The sequence below is a fragment of the Nocardioides dokdonensis FR1436 genome (assembly GCF_001653335.1).
GTDB classification, from domain to species: Bacteria; Actinomycetota; Actinomycetes; order Propionibacteriales; family Nocardioidaceae; genus Nocardioides; species Nocardioides dokdonensis.
On sequence record NZ_CP015079.1, the window covers coordinates 4,101,818 to 4,120,039 of the forward strand.

At 72.7% G+C, this 18,222-nt stretch carries 14 protein-coding genes; 9 read left to right on the forward strand and 5 right to left on the reverse strand.

The window, feature by feature from the left end:
• Positions 1 to 62 precede the first annotated feature (62 nt).
• A complete protein-coding gene (locus tag I601_RS19235; RefSeq protein WP_068113384.1) occupies positions 63 to 3,176 on the forward strand; it encodes an ATP-binding protein in 3,114 nt (1,037 codons plus the stop codon).
• A 53-nt stretch (positions 3,177 to 3,229) separates the two neighbouring features.
• Positions 3,230 to 4,630 carry an FAD-binding oxidoreductase gene (locus tag I601_RS19240; RefSeq protein WP_218917702.1) on the forward strand — a complete coding sequence of 467 codons (1,401 nt, stop codon included), beginning with the start codon at positions 3,230 to 3,232 and terminating at the stop codon, positions 4,628 to 4,630.
• A 36-nt stretch (positions 4,631 to 4,666) separates the two neighbouring features.
• On the opposite strand, the gene meaB is transcribed toward I601_RS19240, so the two are convergent.
• Complete coding sequence (gene meaB, locus I601_RS19245) at positions 4,667 to 5,626, reverse strand: methylmalonyl Co-A mutase-associated GTPase MeaB (RefSeq protein ID WP_068113386.1); 960 nt, start codon at positions 5,624 to 5,626, stop codon at positions 4,667 to 4,669.
• The gene (locus I601_RS19250) at positions 5,610 to 6,800 is read right to left on the reverse strand and encodes an acetyl-CoA C-acetyltransferase (protein ID WP_068113389.1); all 1,191 of its coding nucleotides are present in this window, start codon (positions 6,798 to 6,800) and stop codon (positions 5,610 to 5,612) included. The genes meaB and I601_RS19250 overlap by 17 nt, the downstream gene beginning before the upstream one ends.
• A gap of 180 nt (positions 6,801 to 6,980) precedes the next feature.
• Between I601_RS19250 and mce the strand changes: the two genes are divergently transcribed.
• The 4 genes from mce to I601_RS19270 all read left to right on the forward strand — a co-directional run bounded on the left by mce (position 6,981) and on the right by I601_RS19270 (position 11,603).
• Entirely contained in the window at positions 6,981 to 7,442 is a 462-nt protein-coding gene (gene mce, locus I601_RS19255; protein ID WP_068115344.1) for a methylmalonyl-CoA epimerase, read from the forward strand.
• Positions 7,443 to 7,538: 96 nt separating this feature from the next.
• The gene (gene ccrA, locus I601_RS19260; protein ID WP_218917703.1) at positions 7,539 to 8,891 is read left to right on the forward strand and encodes a crotonyl-CoA carboxylase/reductase; all 1,353 of its coding nucleotides are present in this window, start codon (positions 7,539 to 7,541) and stop codon (positions 8,889 to 8,891) included.
• Positions 8,892 to 9,129: 238 nt separating this feature from the next.
• Positions 9,130 to 10,434, forward strand: coding sequence for a coiled-coil domain-containing protein (locus I601_RS19265; protein ID WP_068113391.1), 1,305 nt, complete (start codon positions 9,130 to 9,132; stop codon positions 10,432 to 10,434).
• Positions 10,431 to 11,603, forward strand: a complete 1,173-nt coding sequence (locus I601_RS19270; RefSeq protein WP_084527858.1) for an AI-2E family transporter — start codon at positions 10,431 to 10,433, stop codon at positions 11,601 to 11,603. Before I601_RS19265 ends, I601_RS19270 begins: the two co-directional genes overlap by 4 nt.
• Positions 11,604 to 11,621: 18 nt before the next feature.
• Here I601_RS19270 and I601_RS19275 read toward each other — a convergent pair whose 3' ends face one another.
• Together I601_RS19275 and I601_RS19280 are read right to left on the reverse strand one after the other, a co-directional pair.
• Positions 11,622 to 12,023 carry a GNAT family N-acetyltransferase gene (locus I601_RS19275; RefSeq protein WP_068113393.1) on the reverse strand — a complete coding sequence of 134 codons (402 nt, stop codon included), beginning with the start codon at positions 12,021 to 12,023 and terminating at the stop codon, positions 11,622 to 11,624.
• A 232-nt stretch (positions 12,024 to 12,255) separates the two neighbouring features.
• On the reverse strand, positions 12,256 to 13,188 hold the full coding sequence (locus I601_RS19280; protein WP_335582176.1) for a histidine phosphatase family protein: 933 nt from the start codon (positions 13,186 to 13,188) through the stop codon (positions 12,256 to 12,258).
• Between I601_RS19280 and I601_RS19285 the strand changes: the two genes are divergently transcribed.
• Entirely contained in the window at positions 13,187 to 14,626 is a 1,440-nt protein-coding gene (locus I601_RS19285) for an HNH endonuclease signature motif containing protein (protein WP_068113395.1), read from the forward strand. The two genes, I601_RS19280 and I601_RS19285, sit on opposite strands and share 2 nt — an antisense overlap.
• Before the next feature lie 11 nt (positions 14,627 to 14,637).
• On the opposite strand, the gene I601_RS19290 is transcribed toward I601_RS19285, so the two are convergent.
• Positions 14,638 to 15,609 carry an EamA family transporter gene (locus I601_RS19290; protein ID WP_068113397.1) on the reverse strand — a complete coding sequence of 324 codons (972 nt, stop codon included), beginning with the start codon at positions 15,607 to 15,609 and terminating at the stop codon, positions 14,638 to 14,640.
• A 38-nt stretch (positions 15,610 to 15,647) separates the two neighbouring features.
• Between I601_RS19290 and I601_RS19295 the strand changes: the two genes are divergently transcribed.
• Together I601_RS19295 and I601_RS19300 are read left to right on the forward strand one after the other, a co-directional pair.
• The gene (locus I601_RS19295) at positions 15,648 to 16,187 is read left to right on the forward strand and encodes a CGNR zinc finger domain-containing protein (protein ID WP_068113399.1); all 540 of its coding nucleotides are present in this window, start codon (positions 15,648 to 15,650) and stop codon (positions 16,185 to 16,187) included.
• Positions 16,188 to 16,239: 52 nt separating this feature from the next.
• Positions 16,240 to 18,162 (forward strand): S8 family peptidase, encoded by a 1,923-nt coding sequence (locus I601_RS19300; RefSeq protein ID WP_068113402.1) that lies wholly within the window; start codon positions 16,240 to 16,242, stop codon positions 18,160 to 18,162.
• The last annotated feature ends 60 nt before the right edge of the window (positions 18,163 to 18,222 follow it).

Below are 18,222 nucleotides of genomic sequence, written 5' to 3' on the forward strand. Positions count from 1 at the left end.
CCCTCGGGGACCGGTCCGCCACGGGGTCGACGTCACCGCCTCCGAGGCGCACAGTCGAGGACATGCTGCACGTGAAGGTGCTGGGTGAACGCAGCGCCCTCGACGACGTCACCGGAGAGGTGCGCACCCGCTCGACGCGCACCATCGCGCTCATCGCCTACCTCGCCCTGCACCCGGGCACCCCCCAGCCACGCACCCGGATCGCCGAGACGTTCTGGCCCGACTCCGAGCAGCAGCAGGCCCTGACGAACCTGCGGCGCGAGCTGCTGGAGCTGCGTCGGCTGCTCGACGGGGACGGTTCCCTCGTCGTGACCGGCACCGACCTGACCTGGACCGGCACCGGCGCGTGCCGCGTCGACCTCAGCGAGCACCTGGCCGCTCGTGAGCGCGCGGGCGGCTCGACCTCGAGCAACGCCGACGCCCTGCTCGTCCACGGCGAGCAGGCGCTGGCCGACTACGGCGGGGACCTGCTGCCCGGCCTCTACGACGACTGGGTCCTGGAGCAGCGTGCGGCCCTCGTCGACGGGGCGCGCGAGCTGTGCGCCCAGGTGGCCGCTGCCGCTGCGGCGGCCCAGCGCTGGGACCTCGCGGTCCGGGTCGCGCGACGGCGCATCGCCCTGGACCCGCTGGACGAGACCGCCTACCGCGAGCTGATGCGCCTGCAGGCCGCCCACGGGGACCGGGCCGGCGCCCTGAGCACCTACCACCGGTGCGCGGCCGTGCTCGAGGAGCAGCTGGGCGTGCCCCCGGACCCGGAGAGCCAGCGGCTGCGCGACGACCTGGTCGCGCCGGCCGACGACGACGACGCCCCCCGACCCGACCGTCCCCTCCGGCCGCCGCGGGTCACCGCCGGGCCGCCGCGCAGCGGCCTGGTGGCGCGCGGGCGCGAGCTGGAGTGGCTCGAGCGGGTCTACGCCGACGTCGAGCGGGGCGCGCTGCGCACGGTGCTGGTCACCGGCGAGCCCGGCGTCGGGAAGTCCCGTCTGGTCCGCGAGCTGCTGCACCGCGTGACGGCTCGCGGTGCGCGGGTCGCCACGGCGCACTGCTACGGCACCGCCGACCGGCTGCCGCTGGGGCCCGTCGCGGAGTGGCTGGGCGAGCCGGCGCTGAGCAGCTGGTCGGAGACCCTCCCACCGCGCTGGCGCACCGAGGTCGAGCGGCTGCTTCCCCGCGACGACGCCCAGCTGCGCTCCGCCGACACCCGGGGCGTCGTCGACGTCTGGCAGCGCCACCACTTCTTCCACGGCCTGTGCGAGGCCCTGCGCCCGCCCGGCCGGCCCGTGGTGCTGGTCCTGGAGAACCTGCAGTGGTGCGACCAGGAGACCCTCGAGCTGCTGACCTTCCTGCGCAGCCTCCAGCCCCGGCGCCCGGTGCTGGTGCTGCTGACCGCCCGCTCCCACGAGCTGACCGCCAGCCCCGCCCACACCGCGTGGGTACGCCGCGCCCGGGCGGTGGCCCCGGTGCGCGAGCTGGCCGTGCGTCCCCTCGGGCCGGACGGCAGCGCCGAGCTGCTGCACCGGCTCTCGCCGCGGATCGGGGCCGAGCAGGCCGCGCTGCTGCACGCCGCCTCCGGCGGATTCCCGCTGCACCTGGTCGAGGCGGTGCGCCGCGACCCCGACGGGGAGCGGCTCACCGCCGGGTCCCCGGACCTGATGGCGGTGCTGCGGGGCCGCTTCGAGGCGCTCGGTCCCGAGTGCCGCGCTGTCGTGGAGCTCGCCTCGGCCGTCGGGCGCGAGTTCCGCCTGGACCTGCTGTGCGCCGCCTCCGACCTGCCGCCGCAGGCCGTCGTCGGGGCCGTCGACGAGCTGTGGCGCCTGCGCATCCTGGCGGTCCAGCGCGACCGCTACGACTTCTCCCACGACCTGCTGCGCCGAGCGGCGTACGAGCAGCTCACGCCGCCGGCGCGGTGGCTGCTGCACCAGCGGCTGGCCACCGCCCTGGAGCAGCTGCACGCCCACGACCTGGACCCGGTGGCGGGACGCCTGGCCGACCAGTACGCCCGCGCCGGGTCGCCGGACCGGGCCTGCGACCTCTTCCACCGTGCGGCAGTGCTGGCCGACGACGTCTTCGCCTACTCCGACGCGGTCGAGCTGTTCGGCCGGTCGTTGGGCCTCCTGGCCGACCTGCCGCCGGGCGCGGGCCGCGACGCGCGCGAGATCCGCTCGCTCACCGGCCTGGCCCGCGCGCTCAACGCCTCGCGCGGCTACTCGGACCCCGACCTCGCCGACGCCCTGAGCCGCGTCGTCGCGCTCGCGGAGCAGGCCGCGATGGTCCCGACCACGGTCGATGCGCTCGTGGGCCTGTGGGCCGCCCGGTTCGTGCAGGGCGACATCCTCCGCGCCCACGAGATCGCCGTGAAGGCGCTGGCCCTGAGCGAGTCCGTGACCGACCCGGGAGCCGCACCCGACCTGTTGCGGGCGCAGGCGCACTTCGCCGGTGGGGGCTCCACGCTGTCGCTCGGCCGGCCCGCGGACTCGTTGGCCCACTTCGCCCGGGCCACGGCCCTGGGCGCCGACGACGCGTCCCTGAGCATCGGCAGCCACCCGGCCGTGCACGCCCTGGCCTGGTCGGCGCACGCGCACTGGTTGCTGGGCAGCCCGGACACCGCCCGCGAGTGCGCGGCGGAGGCCATCGCCCGGGCCCGCGCCCTGGCCCACCCGTACACGCTGACCATCACCCTCGGGTACGCCGCGCTGACCCACCAGCTGCTGGACCACCGGGCGGACCTGCAGGCCTGCGCCGACGAGCTCGAGGTGGTGAGCAGACGCCACGGGTTCGCCTACTACGCCGACTGGGGCGAGGTCCTGGCCGGGTGGAGCGCCGACGACGCCTCGAGCGCCCGACGCATGCAGGACGCGATCAGCCGGCTGCGCCACGTGGGGGCGTTCGCGCGGATGCCGTACTGGCTCTCCCTGCTGGCCGACCGCACGCCCGACCCCGACCGGGCCCTCGCGCTCCTCGACGCCGCCACGGTCAGCGCCCGCAGCCGCCACGACGTGTGGTGGCTGCCCGACGTGCTGCGTCGTCGGGCGGCGCTGCTGACGACCGCGTCCGCCGTTCCCCTGCTCGAGCAGGCCCGGGACCTGGCGCTCCAGCACGGCAGCGTCGCACTGCAGCGCCGCTGCGAACGGGACCTGGCCTCCCGGCGAACGCTCGCCGAACGGCACCGCTCCTAGCGTCGCTCGGGACGGGGTCCCCACCCCGCACCCACCCGGACCAGGAGCACACCATGACCATGACCGCACCCGCCACGGCCGCCCCGTGGGACGACCTGACCCCGCAGCTGCACGGGCCCCTCGTGCTGCCCACCGACACCGACTACGACGAGGTCCGGGCGGTGTACAACGGCATGATCGACCGCCACCCGGCGGCGATCGTGCGGTGCCGCGACGCCGTCGACGTCGTCGCCGCGCTCGGCTTCGCTCGCGAGCACGGCCTCGACGTCGCCATCCGCGGCGGCGGCCACAACGCGGGCGGGCTCGGGATGTGGGACGACGCGCTCGTGGTCGACCTGTCCCTGATGCGCGCGGTGCGGGTGGACCCCACCTCGTCCACCGTGCGCGTGGACGGCGGCTGCACCTGGCAGGACGTCGACCACGCCACCGTCGGGTTCGGGCTCGCCACCCCGGCCGGCTTCCTCAGCTCCACGGGCGTCGGCGGGCTGACGCTCGGCGGCGGGGTCGGCTACCTCAGCCGCCGCTACGGGCTCACCGTCGACAACCTGCTCTCCGCCGACGTGGTCCTGGCCGACGGCACCCTGGTCACCGCCGACGCCACCCACCACCCCGACCTGTTCTGGGCGCTGCGCGGCGGCGGTGGCAACTTCGGGGTCGTGACCTCCTTCGAGTTCCGGTGCCATCCCATCGGCGAGGGCGGTCAGGTCATCGGTGGCCCGGTGCTCTACGACATCGGGGACACCGCGGACGTGCTGCGGTGGTACCGCGAACTGCTGCCCTCGCTGCCCGAGGAGCTCAGCGGCTGGTTCGGCGTGATGACCATCCCGCCGGCACCCCCGTTCCCCGAGGAGCTGTGGGGGCGCAAGGCCTGCGGCATCGTCTGGTGCTACACCGGACCCCACGACCGCGCCGACGAGGTGCTCGACCCGGTGCGCAGCTTCGGGTCACCGCTCGTCGTCGGGATGCACGAGATGCCCTTCAACGTGCTGCAGTCGGCCTTCAACGCGCTCTACCCCGCAGGTCTGCAGTGGTACTGGCGCGCCGACATGTACGAGACGATCAGCGATGAGGCGATCGACGTGCACAGCCGCTTCGGGGAGTCGCTGCCCACCGGGCACTCGACGATGCACCTCTACCCGATCGACGGGGCCGCCGCCCGGGTCTCCCAGGACGCCACGGCCTTCTCCTACCGCGGCGGCGGCTGGGCCGGGGTGATGGTGGGGGTCAGTCCCGACCCCGTCGACAACGCTGCGATGACCGAGTGGGCCAAGAGCTACTGGTCCGAGCTGCACCCGACCTCGGCCGGCGGCGCCTACGTCAACTTCATGATGGACGAGGGCGAGGACCGGGTGCGGGCGGCCTACCGGGGCAACTACGCCCGGCTGACGCAGGTGAAGGCGGCCTACGACCCGACCAACTTCTTCCACGTCAACCAGAACATCAGGCCCGCCTGAGCAGGTGGGCGCGCCCCGAGCGCCCCGAGCGCCGGTTCAGTCCTGGCGCAGCAGCGTGTCGGCGGCGGCGTAGGGGTCGAGACGACCCAGCGCCACGTCGACCGCCAGGTCGTCGAGCTCGTGCCGCCCGCCCACGTCGTCCCAGCGGCGACGCAGGGCGGTGACGGCGATCGCCTCGACCTCCACCCGGGCCCGTCGTGTACGCCGACGCCCCAGCTCGCCGGTGCGCTGCGACCACTCGCGGTGCCGACCCAGCTCGGCGACGACCTCGTCGATGCCCTGGCCGGCCGAGGCCACGGTCTTGACGATCCCCGGGCGCCAGGCGTCCTCGGGCCGGTCGCCGAGGGCCAGCATCGAGCGCAGGTCCCGGCGGACCCGGTCGGCGCCCTCGCGGTCGGCCTTGTTGACGACGAACACGTCGCCGATCTCGAGGATCCCCGCCTTGGCGGCCTGGATGCCGTCGCCCATCCCGGGGGCGAGCAGCACCACGGTCGTGTCGGCGGCCGCCGCGACCTCGATCTCGCTCTGCCCGACGCCGACGGTCTCGACCAGCACGACGTCGTACCCGGCCGCGTCGAGCACCCGCACGGCCTGCGGGGTGCTCCACGCGAGGCCGCCGAGGTGGCCGCGCGAGGCCATGGAGCGGATGTAGACCCCCGGGTCGGAGGCGTGGTCCTGCATCCGGATGCGGTCGCCGAGCAGGGCGCCCCCGGAGAACGGGGAGGACGGGTCGACCGCGAGCACCCCGACGCTCTTGCCGGCCGCACGCAACGCACCCACCAGGGCGTTGGTCGAGGTCGACTTGCCCACGCCCGGCGAGCCGGTGATGCCCACCACCTGGGCGTGTCCGGTGTGGGGCGCCAGGGCGGCCATCACCTCACGCAGCAGCGGCGACTCGTCCTCGACCAGCGAGATCAGCCGGGCGACCGCCCGGACCTCGCCGGCGCGGGCGCGCTCGACGAGGTCCGGGACAGCGTGGTCAGCTCTTCGGGACACGGACGATCAGGGCGTCGCCCTGGCCGCCGCCACCGCAGAGCGCAGCGGCACCGACGCCGCCACCGCGGCGCTGGAGCTCCAGTGCCAGGTGCAGCACGACGCGCGCGCCCGACATGCCGACCGGGTGGCCCAGCGCGATCGCGCCGCCGTTGACGTTGACCTTGTCCTCGTCGAGGCCGAGGCTGCGGGCGGACTCGATGCCCACGGCCGCGAAGGCCTCGTTGAACTCGACCAGGTCGAGGTCGGCGGGCTCGATGCCCTCCTTGGCACACGCCTTGGCGGTGGCGTTGGCCGGCTGCATCTGCAGCGTCGAGTCGGGGCCGGCGACCATGCCGTGCGCGCCGATCTCGGCGAGCCAGGTCAGACCCAGCTCCTCGGCCTTGGCCTTGCTCATCACGACCACGGCGCAGGCGCCGTCGGAGATCTGCGAGGAGGACCCGGCGGTGATGGTGCCGTCCTTCGAGAAGGCAGGACGCAGCCTGCCCAGCGACTCGGTGGTCGTGTCGCCACGCACGCCCTCGTCCTGGGCGACGACGACGGGGTCGCCCTTGCGCTGCGGGATCTCGACCGGCACGACCTCGTCGTCGAAGACGCCGTTCTTCCACGCCTCGGCGGCGAGCTGGTGCGAGCGGGCGGAGAACGCGTCCTGCTCCTCGCGCGTCAGGCTGGTGCCCTTCGCGTTGCACTGCTCGGTCAGCACACCCATGGCCTCCTGGGTGGCCTGGTCGAAGAGTGCGTCGTAGGCCATCGAGTCGACCAGCGTGGTGTCCCCGTACTTGAAGCCCTCACGGGACTTCGGCAGCACGTGCGGGGCGTTGGTCATCGACTCCATGCCGCCAGCCACGATGACGTCGGCCTCGCCGGCGCGGATCATCTGGTCGGCGGTCGCGATGGCGTTGAGCCCGGACAGGCAGACCTTGTTGATCGTGATGGAGGGGACGCTCGCGGGCAGGCCGCCGAGCAGACCGGCGGTGCGGGCGGGGTTCTGGCCGGCACCGGCCAGGATCACCTGACCCATGATCAGGTAGTCGACCTGGTCGCCGGTGACGCCGGCCTTGGCCAGCGCGCCCTTGATGGCCACCCCGCCGAGGTCGGCCGCGGTCTGGGACTTCAGCCCGCCGAGAAGGCGGCCGATCGGGGTGCGGGCACCCGCGACGATGACGGTTCCGGACATGATTCCTCCAAGGACGACGACGGCTGGCGGGTCGGCGGGACGCGGACCACGGCCTCCAGCCGACGATACCGAGGAGTCACTTCGGTGGGTACCGGCCAGTGGGACACAGTGGTGAGGGACACGTCACAACCGGGCCGGGACCGTTGTCGCGGGACCACCCGACGTACGACCATGCTCGCCATGACCTCTTCTGCTGCCCCCGGACCCCTGGGTGTGCCCGGCCATCTGTTCACCGCCATCGACCACGTCGGCATGGCCGTGCCCGACCTCGACGTCGCGATCGCGTTCTACCGCGACACCTTCGGGATGACGCTGGCCCACGAGGAGGTCAACGAGGAGCAGGGCGTCCGCGAGGCGATGATGGCCGTGGGCGACTCGACCTCCTGCGTGCAGCTGCTGGCTCCGCTGTCCCCCGAGTCGACGATCGCGAAGTTCATCGACCGCAACGGCCCCGGCTGCCAGCAGATCGCCTACCGGGTCACCGACGTGGACGCCGTCAGCGCCACCCTGCGCGAGCGCGGCCTGCGGATGCTCTACGACGAGCCGCGCCGCGGCACCTCCGACAGCCGCATCAACTTCGTGCACCCCAAGGACGCCGGTGGGGTGCTCGTCGAGATCGTGGAGCCGGCTGCCCACCACTGAGCCGTGGGTCACACCGGGTCGACCCCGTGGTTACCCAACAGTAATGTTCGCGACCAGCACCACCCCCGAGCCAACCCCGACCCACCAGGAGCCGCAGTGCAGCACATCCTCGACGCGATCATGGCCGCCTCAGAAGATCCGCGGAGCACCGCCGCTGAGGACTTCGCGAACCTCGCCCTGCCCGAGTCCTACCGCGCCGTCACGGTGCACGAGGACGAGGTCGACATGTTCGAGGGCGTCGCCACCCGCGACAAGGACCCCCGCAAGTCGCTGCACGTCGAGGACGTGGCCCTGCCCGAGCTCGGTCCGGGCGAGGCCTACGTCGCGGTGATGGCCTCGGCGATCAACTACAACACCGTGTGGACCTCGATCTTCGAGCCCGTCTCGACCTTCGGCTTCCTCAAGCGCTACGGCCGGCTCTCCGAGCTGACCAAGCGCCACGACCTGCCCTACCACGTCGTCGGCTCCGACCTGGCCGGCGTCGTGCTCAAGACCGGCCCCGGCGTGACCAAGTGGCAGCCCGGCACCGAGGTCGTGGCGCACTGCCTCAGCGTCGAGCTCGAGGACGCCGAGGGCCACGACGACTCGATGATGGACCCGCAGCAGCGGATCTGGGGCTTCGAGACCAACTTCGGCGGCCTGGCACACATCGCGCTGGTGAAGTCCAACCAGCTGATGCCCAAGCCCGCCCACCTCACGTGGGAGGAGGCCGCCTCCCCCGGCCTGGTGAACTCCACCGCCTACCGCCAGCTGGTCTCCAAGAACGGCGGCAACATGAAGCAGGGCGACAACGTCCTGGTCTGGGGCGCCTCCGGTGGCCTCGGCGGCTTCGCCACGCAGTACGCCCTGAACGGCGGCGCGGTCCCGATCTGCGTCGTGTCGAACAACGAGAAGGCCGACATCGCCCGCTCGATGGGCGCCGAGCTGATCATCAACCGCTCGGAGGAGGGCTACAAGTTCTGGAAGGACGAGCACACCCAGGACCCCCAGGAGTGGAAGCGCCTCGGCGCCAAGATCCGCGAGCTCACCGGCGGTGAGGACATCGACATCGTCTTCGAGCACCCCGGCCGCGAGACCTTCGGTGCCTCGGTCTACGTCACCCGCAAGGGCGGCACCATCACCACCTGTGCCTCGACCACGGGCTACATGCACGAGTACGACAACCGCTACCTGTGGATGAACCTCAAGCGCATCGTCTCCAGCCACTTCGCCAACTACCGCGAGTCGTGGGAGGCCAACCGGCTGGTGGCGAAGGGCATGATCCACCCGACCCTGTCGCGCACCTACTCGATGGACGAGGTCGGCCAGGCCTCGCTCGACGTGCACCACAACCTGCACCAGGGCAAGGTCGGCGTGCTCTGCCTGGCCCCCGAGGAGGGTCTCGGAGTCCGGGACCACGAGCTGCGGGCGCAGCACCTCGACGCGATCAACCGCTTCCGCGGCGTCTGAGCGAGCCGCTCAGCGACGCACCAACGCCCCACCTGACGACCCGCCCGCGACCCCGCGGGCGGGTCGTCCGCGTCCAGGGCGGTGGTGGGGACATCTCACAGCGGGTTCTCAGGCCTTTCCGGGGGTGGCGGGGTGGGTTCTGGGGGCGTCATCCGCCAAGATGAGCACCGGGAGCACGCCGACTCGGGCGCGCCGTCATCTCGTTACTCCCACCAGTGCTGGAAGAAGGGTTTTCTCGATGAGCGACCAGGGCCTGTCCATCTTCGACGACGAGCCGGAGCGTCCCACGGGCGACGCCGACAAGACCCAGGTGATCCCGACGGTCGACACCACCCGGAGCAGCACCCCACCCACCGCTCCCCCGGCCGGGGCCGCGGCCGCGGCCAGCACCCCTCGGGGCGCTGCCGGCAGCGCTCCTGCTGCCGGCGGAGCCCCCCAGCGCCCCGCTCCGACCGGCGCCGCCACGAGCGCGGCCGGGGCCCCGCGCGTGGAGACCCCCACCTTCCCGACCGTGCGTCGGGGCGGCTACGACGCCGCCGCGGTCGACACCAAGGTCCGCCAGCTCGCCGGCGAGAAGGCCGGCCTGTCCGGCGCCCTGGCCGAGTCCGAGCGCCGGGTGCGCGACCTCGAGCGCGAGATGGCCGCCATCCGCACCGAGCTCGCCGAGGTCGAGCGGCCGTCGTACGCCGGTCTGGGCGGTCGGGCGAGCGCGATGCTGCGCCTGGCCGAGGAGGAGGCCGCCGAGATCCGCAGCACCGCCGAGCGCGACGCCGACGAGATCCAGGGCCAGGCCGCCCGCGACGCCCAGGCCATCCGCGCCGACGCCTCCCGCGAGGCCGAGGACATGCGGATGGTGCAGCTCAAGGAGCTCGAGGAGCACCGCACCCGCATCCTCGCCGACGCCGAGCAGGAGCTGGCGCTGGCCCGCAGCGAGGCCGCCGACCTGCTCGCCCGGGCCCGTCGCGAGTCCGACCAGCTGCGTCTCGCGGCGGACCAGGAGTCCACCGAGGTGCGCACCTCGGCGCAGCGCGCCGTCGAGCAGGCCCGGGCCGCCGCGGACCGCGAGGTCCAGGAGGCCCGCCGCACCCTCGCGGTGGAGAAGGAGCGGCTGGCCCGCGAGGCCACCGACCACCACCACTCCGCGATGGCCGAGACCCAGCGCCTGGTCGCCGAGGCCGAGCAGCGCGCCAGCGCCGCCGAGGAGCGCGCCGCCCAGGCGACCGCGCAGGCCACCCAGCACCGGGAGCAGGCCCAGAAGGAGGCCGAGGCACTCCTCGGCCGCGCTCGCCGGGAGGCCGAGCAGGTCGTGACCTCGGCGCGCACCCAGTCGGAGTCGATCAGCTCCACCGGCACCGCCGAGGCCGAGCGCGAGCTGGCCAAGGTGCGGGCCGAGGTGGAGCGGCTGCGCAAGCGCCGCGACGGCATCACCGCCCAGCTGGCCTCCCTGGCCGACCTGGTCAACGCCTTCGGCGACGACGACGAGCCCACCCCCGCCTCCCCGGCGGCCCCGGGCACGGCGACGCCGGACGAGACCGCACGTTGAGCGAGGCCACCGGGTCGGAGCAGGACGCGCCGCGGGCCCAGGAGACGACCGCACCCCCGTCCGACCACGACGGCCCGGACGGCGGGGACGACCACTACGGGCTCGGCACCACGGAGGACCTGGGCACCCCCGGTCCGCCACTGGACCACAAGGCGCCGTTCTACCTCGGGTTCTTCGGCGGCCTCGGCGCCCTGATCGCCTGGTGGCTGGGCACCACGCTGCTGTCGATCAGCAGCACCCTGATGCTCATCGTGGTCTCGATGTTCCTTGCTGCGGGACTGGCCCCCTCGGTGGACTTCCTGGTGCGCCGCGGGCTCAAGCGCTCGATGGCCGTGCTCGCGGTGATCGTCACCTTCCTCGCCGCGGTCGCGCTGTTCGCGGTGGCGATCGTCCCGGTCATCTCCGACCAGGTCGCCGCGATCACCGACAACGCGCCCGGGTGGCTGGACCAGCTGCAGCAGAACGAGCGCGTCCAGAAGCTCAACGACGACTACCAGGTGGTCGACAAGGTCCGGGACTACGTCCAGGGCGGCGACTTCGTGAGCAGCCTGTTCGGCGGCGCGGTCGGCATCGGGCTGGCGGTGCTCGGCGCCTTCTTCAACGCCTTCATCATCCTGGTCCTGACGCTGTACTTCCTCGCCTCCATGCAGTCGACCAAGACCGCGCTGTACCAGCTCGCGCCGGCCTCGCGCCGGGACCGCGTGACCAAGCTCGGCAACCGCATCCTGTCCGGCGTGGGCGGCTACGTGTCCGGGGCGTTCCTGGTCGCGCTCAGCGCCGGCATCACCTCGCTGATCTTCCTCTTCGTCGTGGGCCTGGGCGAGTACGCCGTGGCCCTCGCGTTCGTGGTGGCGCTGCTCGACGTGATCCCGATGATCGGGGCCACGATCGGCGCCGTCATCGTGACGGCGATCGGCTTCGCCACCGACGTCCACGTCGGGATCGCGTGCATCATCTTCTACGTGGTCTACCAGCAGCTCGAGAACTACGTGATCTACCCGAAGGTGATGTCCCGGTCGGTCGACCTGCCTGGCGCCGTCATCGTGATCGCGGCCCTCGTCGGTGCCGCGCTCCTCGGTGTCGTCGGCGCCCTGCTGGCCATCCCCACCGCGGCCGCGATCCTGACCCTGATCCGCGAGGTCTTCGTGCGCCGCCAGGACACCGCCTGACGCTGGTGGCCAGGCGGCTCAGGCGCCCGGGTAGATCCGGAACCCGTGCATGCGGGTGTGGCTGAACGACTCGTACAGCCCGTCCGCGCCGTCGGTGACCAGGTCCATCCGCACCGTCCCCGTGGCCTGGAACACCGCGACCACCAGCAGGCGCGCGATCCCGCGGCCGCGGTGTTCGTGGTCCACCGCCACGAAGCTGAGGTGCGACTGCAGCACCCCGTCGCCGAGCGCCTGGGCCCACCCGACGAGCCGGCCCGCACTCTGCGCGACGTACGCCGCGGAGCCGGGCGCCGTGCAGACCCGGTGCACCACCTCGGCGTCGGCCAGCGACGGCCACTGCACGCTCGTCGACAACCGCGCGATCGCCTCGGCGTCGGAGCGGTCGACGTCGTCGTAGGGACGGATCTCGACGGTCGCCATGGCAGCAGCGTAGGCAGCTATGCTCGAGGTCTACTCGCTGCCTGACCCGAGGAGACGCCTTGATCTTCGCCCTCCTTGCCGCGGGCACAGCGCCGGGCGCCCTCCTGCTGAAGCGTTGGTACTCCCGAGGGGACTCGCTGTCGACCTACAGCGACGCGCAGTGGACCGACATCCGAAGCAAGCGGTTGAACGCGCCACGCAACGGCCCGGGGTAGGCGCCACCGCAGGTCGCTCACCAGCGCAGGTGGTCGGGGAACCCGGTCCACCGGAGGTCGGCCGGCAGGTGGGCCATGTCGTTGGAGGCCATGACCGTCGGGGGACCCTCGAGCTCGTACCTGATGACCGTCAGGCCGGCGTGGCACTGGATCGGGGGCCACCATCGCCAGCTCGGAGCGTCGAGGGCGTGTCGGACCAGCCACCCGATGGCGAAGGCATGGGTGATGACGACCTCGACAGGCTCGCGACCGTCCACGGCAGGACCAGCCAGGAGGTCGATGGCCCCTGACCCGAGAGCCGCCCCCTGGGACATCTCCTCCTCGGTGACGTCGGCAAGAGACGCGTAGACGACGTCAGCCCAGGCGTCGGGCACCTCGTCGCGGCCGGGAACGTGCGGCACGTAGTCGCCCGCCTCGTCGAGCTCGAACAGGGAGGGAGGATGCTCGAACTGGTCAGCCACGACCAGTGCCGTCCCTTCCGCTCGCGGGAGCGGCCCGTGCGTGATGCGGCCTAGCGGCAGGTGCGCGAGTCGTCGGCCCAGGTGCTCGGCTTGTCGTGTACCTGACGAGGTCAGGCCCGCCCCGTCCTCATCGGGCTCGGCATGACGCGCCAGGTAGAGCAGTCGTGTGCACTCGCCAGGCATGCCCTGCATCCAAGCACGAGCCTGTCGCGGAGCCCGGCTGCTGCGGAAGGCTGCCAGGACGAGGGGCGGTTCGCTGGGCGCGCTCGGCCCACACGGGAGTGGGCGCGGTGACGTCTGGAGGGCCGTGTGCATTCCCAGACCGCGCGCACATCGTTCCGCAGCCCGGGGCGCGTCTCGTGTCGGTGGATGGGTGCGAGCTGCGTCATGAGGCGATGCTGCCAACGGCCTCCGACATGTCCGGACCTTCTCCACAAGACTCGAACTGGTGTTCGACAACTGGTCCCGGCGGTGGGAGAATAGGGCCATGACGCTGCTGCAGCACCCCACCGCCGACCGGGCCGACGCCCCGGCGACCGGGGTGCGTGCGAGCAGCAGTGCGGGCCCTGACACAGCCGGCGTGCTGGCCGGGGTGCTGGCCGCCCGGAAGGCCATGGCCACCGCCCGGACCACGCGCCTGGAGGCCACCCCCGAGGGCGACCTCGCACCCCTGCTGCAACAGCTCTCCGCCCTCGAGGCCGAAGCCGCCGCCCTGACCGGGCAGGTCCTCGCCGAGGCCGAACGACGCCACGTCGCCGACCACGCCGCCGCCACCGGCACCGACGCCTGGGCCGCCGCCCTGACCGGGGAGACCCGCGAGGTGCACGCCGGCGGGGTCCGCATCGCCGCCCTGCTCGGCGAGAAGTACCACCACGCCCGCACCGCCTACGCCACCGGCGCCATCACCACCCGCCAGGTCCGCATCATCGTCAACGCCGCCGAACAAGCACCCCCCGAGACCACTCCCGAGCAGCTCGCCATCGCCGAGGAGATCCTGGTCAACAAGGCCACCGGTGTCGGCACCCGTTCGGGGCGCCCCATGAACGCCAAACGACTGCGCCAAGCAGCCCGACGGATGCTCGAGGTCGTCGACCGCGACCTCGCCGACCGCCACGAAGCCATCATGCTCGGGCGTGAATCCCGCCGCGCCAAGCACGAGACCTACCTCGCCCTGCACGACAACGGCGACGGCACCTACTCCGGCAAGTTCACGATCCCCGAGCTCCACGGCTCCCTGCTGCGCACCGCCCTCGAGACCCTCTCCGCACCACGACGACTCAACAAGGCCCGCACCGGCCCCGACGGGGAACACCTCTCCGGCCACGACCCCTCCGCCCCCACCGGAGAAGGCCACGGCCTCTCCGGCTGGGAGCTCGCAGGCCACGCCCTGTGCGAGCTCATCGAGCACCTGCCCACCGACGGCTGGACCGGCGCCAACGCCATCACCCTGCTGGTCACCATGACCGCCGACGACCTCACCCGCGACCTCGCCGCCACCGGCGACCTCGACCCCAACACCTGGCCCGACTGGAAAGGCCCAGCCGAGACCGGCACCGCCCGACTCGACACCGGCACCCGCACCGCCGCCGGCGACCTGCGCCGCCTCGCCTGCGAAGCAGGACTCGTCCCCGCCATCCTCAACTCGGAGTCAGTGCCACTCGACCTCGGCCGCACCAAGAGGCTCCACACCCACCACCAACGCAAAGCACTCGCCCTGACCCACGACACCTGCGCCATCGACACCTGCCAGAGACCCTTCGCCTGGACCGAGATCCACCACCTCATCCCCTGGTCCCACCACGGCGACACCGACCTCGACCTCGCCATCCCCCTCTGCTCCTGGCACCACCACCGCACCCACGACCCCACCTGGCAGCTACGACACCACCCCGACCGCGGCTGGGAGCTCACCCGCCGGCGCCGTTGAGCGGCGCCCGCTCAGGTGACGACGCGCTCGGGACGAGAGGCGCGCGGCTCGCCGAGCTTGACCACGACCACTCCGATCAGCACGAGCACGCCGCCCAGCAGCTGGATGGCGCGGGGCAGCTCGTCGAGGAGGATCCAGGCGAAGACGACGGCGGCGAGCACCTCCGTCAGCGCGACGAAGGAGGCCAACCGCGAGCCGAGGCGACGGCCGGCGGCGATCCCGCTGGTGTAGGACAGGCCGGCGGTCACCAGACCGAGCAGCAGCACCGGGACCCACCAGGCGACGCTGCCCACGGCGTACGTCGCCGGTGCGCTCGCCGCGGTCATCGGCATCAGCCCGACGAGACCCAGCAGGCCGAGCACCACGGCGCCGACCACCAGGCCACCGGCGGCCAGCGCGAAGGGCGGCAGACCGTTGTCCTCGTCGGCCGAGATCACGAAGTACGTCGCCGCACCGATCATGGCGCCGAGGCCCCAGGCCACCCCGGGCAGGCTGATGTCGGCACCGGAGACCACGTCGAGCACCAGCACCAGACCGGCAGCGGCGATCGCCGCGCCCATCAGCGTCACCGCGCCCGGGCGCTGGCCGTGGCGCAGCCACAGCCAGACCACGACGGCGGCAGGCGCGGTGTACTCGATCAGCAGGGCCGGACCGACCTGCATGTACTGCACGGCCGAGAAGTAGCAGAACTGGGCGCCGGCGACGGCCAGCACCCCGTAGGTGACGACCAGCGCCGCGTTGCGACGCAGCAGGCCCCAGCGCCCGCGCAACGACACCAGGCCCAGCGGGAGGACGACGACGGCCGCGATGGCCACCCGGATCAGCACCGTCGCGCCCGGGCTCCACCCGGTGTCGAGCAGGCCACGCGCCAGCGCCCCGGAGAGCCCGAAGGACAGCGCCGAGACCAGCGCGAAGGCCAGCCCGGGCACGAGCCGGGACACGGCCGCCTCCGGCGTCGGGGCGTCATGGGTCAACGTCGTCATGAGTGATGACACTAGAGATCGTTTGGTAACCTGTCAACGTGGTTTTCGCTCATGACACCGAGATGTCCCTGCAGTCGGCCGTGGTCCTGGTCAACTCCGCCGTCGAGCCGGACACGCTGACGCGGGTCAGCGACCTCGACGAGTTCTTCGCCAGCTACGAGTACAGCGGTCGCCACGAGCGCACCCGAGCCGAGCTCGACGAGGTGCGCGCGCTGCGCCCGGTGCTGCGTGAGCTGATGCTCGCCGAGCGCGACACGGCCGTCGAGATGGTCAACGCCATGCTCGCCGAGGCCCAGGCCGTCCCCCGCCTCGTGCGCCACGAGCCCTACGACTGGCACATCCACGCCTGTGACCCCGACGCCGACCTCGTGACGCGGCTGCGGGTCGAGACCGCGATGGCGATGATCGACGTCATCCGCACCGACGAGATGTCGCGCCTGGGCGTGTGCGCCGACGACGACTGCGACGGCCTCGTGCTGGACCTCTCCCGCAACCGGTCCCGTCGGTTCTGCTCGACCACGTGCGGCAACCGCAACGCGGTCGCCGCCTACCGGGCCCGGCAGAGCGACACCGCGTAACTCCAGTGGCTGCAGGGACGTTGAGGAGGCAGTCCCCACGAAAGGCTCCTCCATGACGCCCCCGCGCCACCGCCTGCTCGCGCTCACCAGCGCCGCAGTCCTCACGCTCTCCGTCCTCGGCCCCACCGGCGCCGCAGCCGAGAGCTCCACCCCCGACACCACGAGCACGACGCCGAGCACGGCGACCGGCGCCGTGGAGCGCCTCGCCGCCACCCGCCCCGGCCTGGGTCGACTCGCTGCCACGCCCGTCGTGGCCCGGCGCGAGCGGGCGATCGTCACCTTCGGCGCCGTCCCCTCCCCCGCCCAGGTCGCGCAGCTGCGTGCGCTGGGCCTGGTCGTGCAGCCGATGAGCCGGCTCCCGCTGGCCCTGGTCGAAGGCCCGCGCAGCGCGCTCCTGGCCAGCGTCGTGGACGGCATCGGCCTCGACGTCTACCCCGACGAGCAGCTGAGCTACCACGACACCGCCTCGAGCGACGTCGTCTCCTCCAGCCCGAAGGCCGCGGCCGCCCTGCGCCGCAAGGGCCTCACGGGCAAGGGCGTCACGGTCGGGATCGTCGACTCCGGCTGCGACGGCACCCACCCCGACCTGACCCAGCGGATGGCCTACAACACGATCCTGGTCAGCCCCGAGTACGCCAACGCCGGCACCGACCCGATGCTGGTCGTGCCGACCACCGGCTCGCCGTACGACAACACCGACCTCGGCAGCGGCCACGGCACCCACGTCGCAGGCATCGTCGCCGCCGACGGCAGCACCGGCGCCGAGCACATCGGTGTCGCCCCCGACGCGAAGCTCGCCTGCTTCGCCATCGGCGCGGTCATCACCACCACCGCAGTCGTCACCGCCTACGACCACATGCTGGCCGACGACGACCTGTTCGACATCGACGTCATCAACAACTCCTGGGGCAACAGCTTCCGCCAGTACGACCCTGCGGACCCGGTCAACGTCGCGACGAAGGCCGTCACGAAGCGTGGCGCGGTCGTCGTCTTCTCCGCCGGCAACTCCGGCAGCGACGACGCCGAGGCCAGCGTCTCCCCCTTCAACCAGGCCCCCTGGGTGATCTCGGTGGCCGCGAGCGACCTCGACCGCAAGCGCGGCGACTTCTCGTCCAACGGGCTCGAGCACGACAACCTCCGCGCCGTGCCGATCGGCCCGGACGGGCACACGGTCGTCCGGGGTGACCGGTTCGGCTCCACCTCGCCCGACCTGACCGCCCCGGGCGTGCAGATCTCCTCGTCGTGCGACAGCACCGGCAGCGTGATCGGCCCCTGCCCGCAGGGCGGCAACGCCTCCGCCTCGGGCACCTCGATGTCCTCGCCCCACATCGCCGGCGTCGCGGCCGTGCTGGTGCAGGCCAACCCGCGCCTGACCCCGCGCCAGGTGCAGGACGCGCTCAAGGCCACCGCCACCCGCGTGACCGGCGACGCCGGGACCGTCTTGTCCTACCAGGTCGGCTACGGCCACGTGAACCTCGACCAGGCCGTGCGCCTGGTCCAGGGCAGGTCGGGCAAGCGCCTCTCGCGCGCCATCTCCAAGCGGATGCGTGCCGCGGATCGTCGCCTGGCCCGTGAGGACGCCTGGAGCGTGCGCCGCAGCGACGTGTGGCAGGACGACGCACCCGTGCTGACGCTCGGCGGGTCGTACTCCGAGACCCACGACGTGCGGGTCGGACGGCGCACCGACGCGCTCAAGGTCGCGCTGGTCTACCCGACCCCGGGCACGGCGGCGAACCTCGCGCTCTACACCGCCACCGTGCGCGACGCCGACGGCGAGCAGGTCGCCCGGACCACGACCGAGATCGGTTACAGCACCGGCAGCGCGTCCGCGCTCGTCGAGGGACTGGCCCCGGGGCGCTACACCGTCGAGGTCAGCGGTGACTACTCCGTCTCCGACCCCGACACGATCGACAGCGACTCCGTCAACGGCCGGGTCGTGTTCCTCCAGGTCGCCCAGCTGCGCAAGCGCCGCTGACCCTCCTCCTGCCCCGAAGAGGGTTCCATTCGGGGCAGGAGGTGCCACACTGGCGATCAA

Coding starts and splice junctions, on each gene's coding strand:
- I601_RS19235 (WP_068113384.1), top strand. CDS start 63: ATGCTGCACGTGAAGGTGCTGGGTGAACGCAGCGCCCTCGACGACGTC.
- I601_RS19240 (WP_218917702.1), top strand. CDS start 3,230: ATGACCATGACCGCACCCGCCACGGCCGCCCCGTGGGACGACCTGACC.
- I601_RS19250 (WP_068113389.1), bottom strand. CDS start 6,800: ATGTCCGGAACCGTCATCGTCGCGGGTGCCCGCACCCCGATCGGCCGC.
- mce (WP_068115344.1), top strand. CDS start 6,981: ATGACCTCTTCTGCTGCCCCCGGACCCCTGGGTGTGCCCGGCCATCTG.
- I601_RS19265 (WP_068113391.1), top strand. CDS start 9,130: ATGAGCGACCAGGGCCTGTCCATCTTCGACGACGAGCCGGAGCGTCCC.
- I601_RS19275 (WP_068113393.1), bottom strand. CDS start 12,023: ATGGCGACCGTCGAGATCCGTCCCTACGACGACGTCGACCGCTCCGAC.
- I601_RS19285 (WP_068113395.1), top strand. CDS start 13,187: ATGACGCTGCTGCAGCACCCCACCGCCGACCGGGCCGACGCCCCGGCG.
- I601_RS19280 (WP_335582176.1), bottom strand. CDS start 13,188: ATGGCCCTATTCTCCCACCGCCGGGACCAGTTGTCGAACACCAGTTCG.
- I601_RS19290 (WP_068113397.1), bottom strand. CDS start 15,609: ATGACGACGTTGACCCATGACGCCCCGACGCCGGAGGCGGCCGTGTCC.
- I601_RS19300 (WP_068113402.1), top strand. CDS start 16,240: ATGACGCCCCCGCGCCACCGCCTGCTCGCGCTCACCAGCGCCGCAGTC.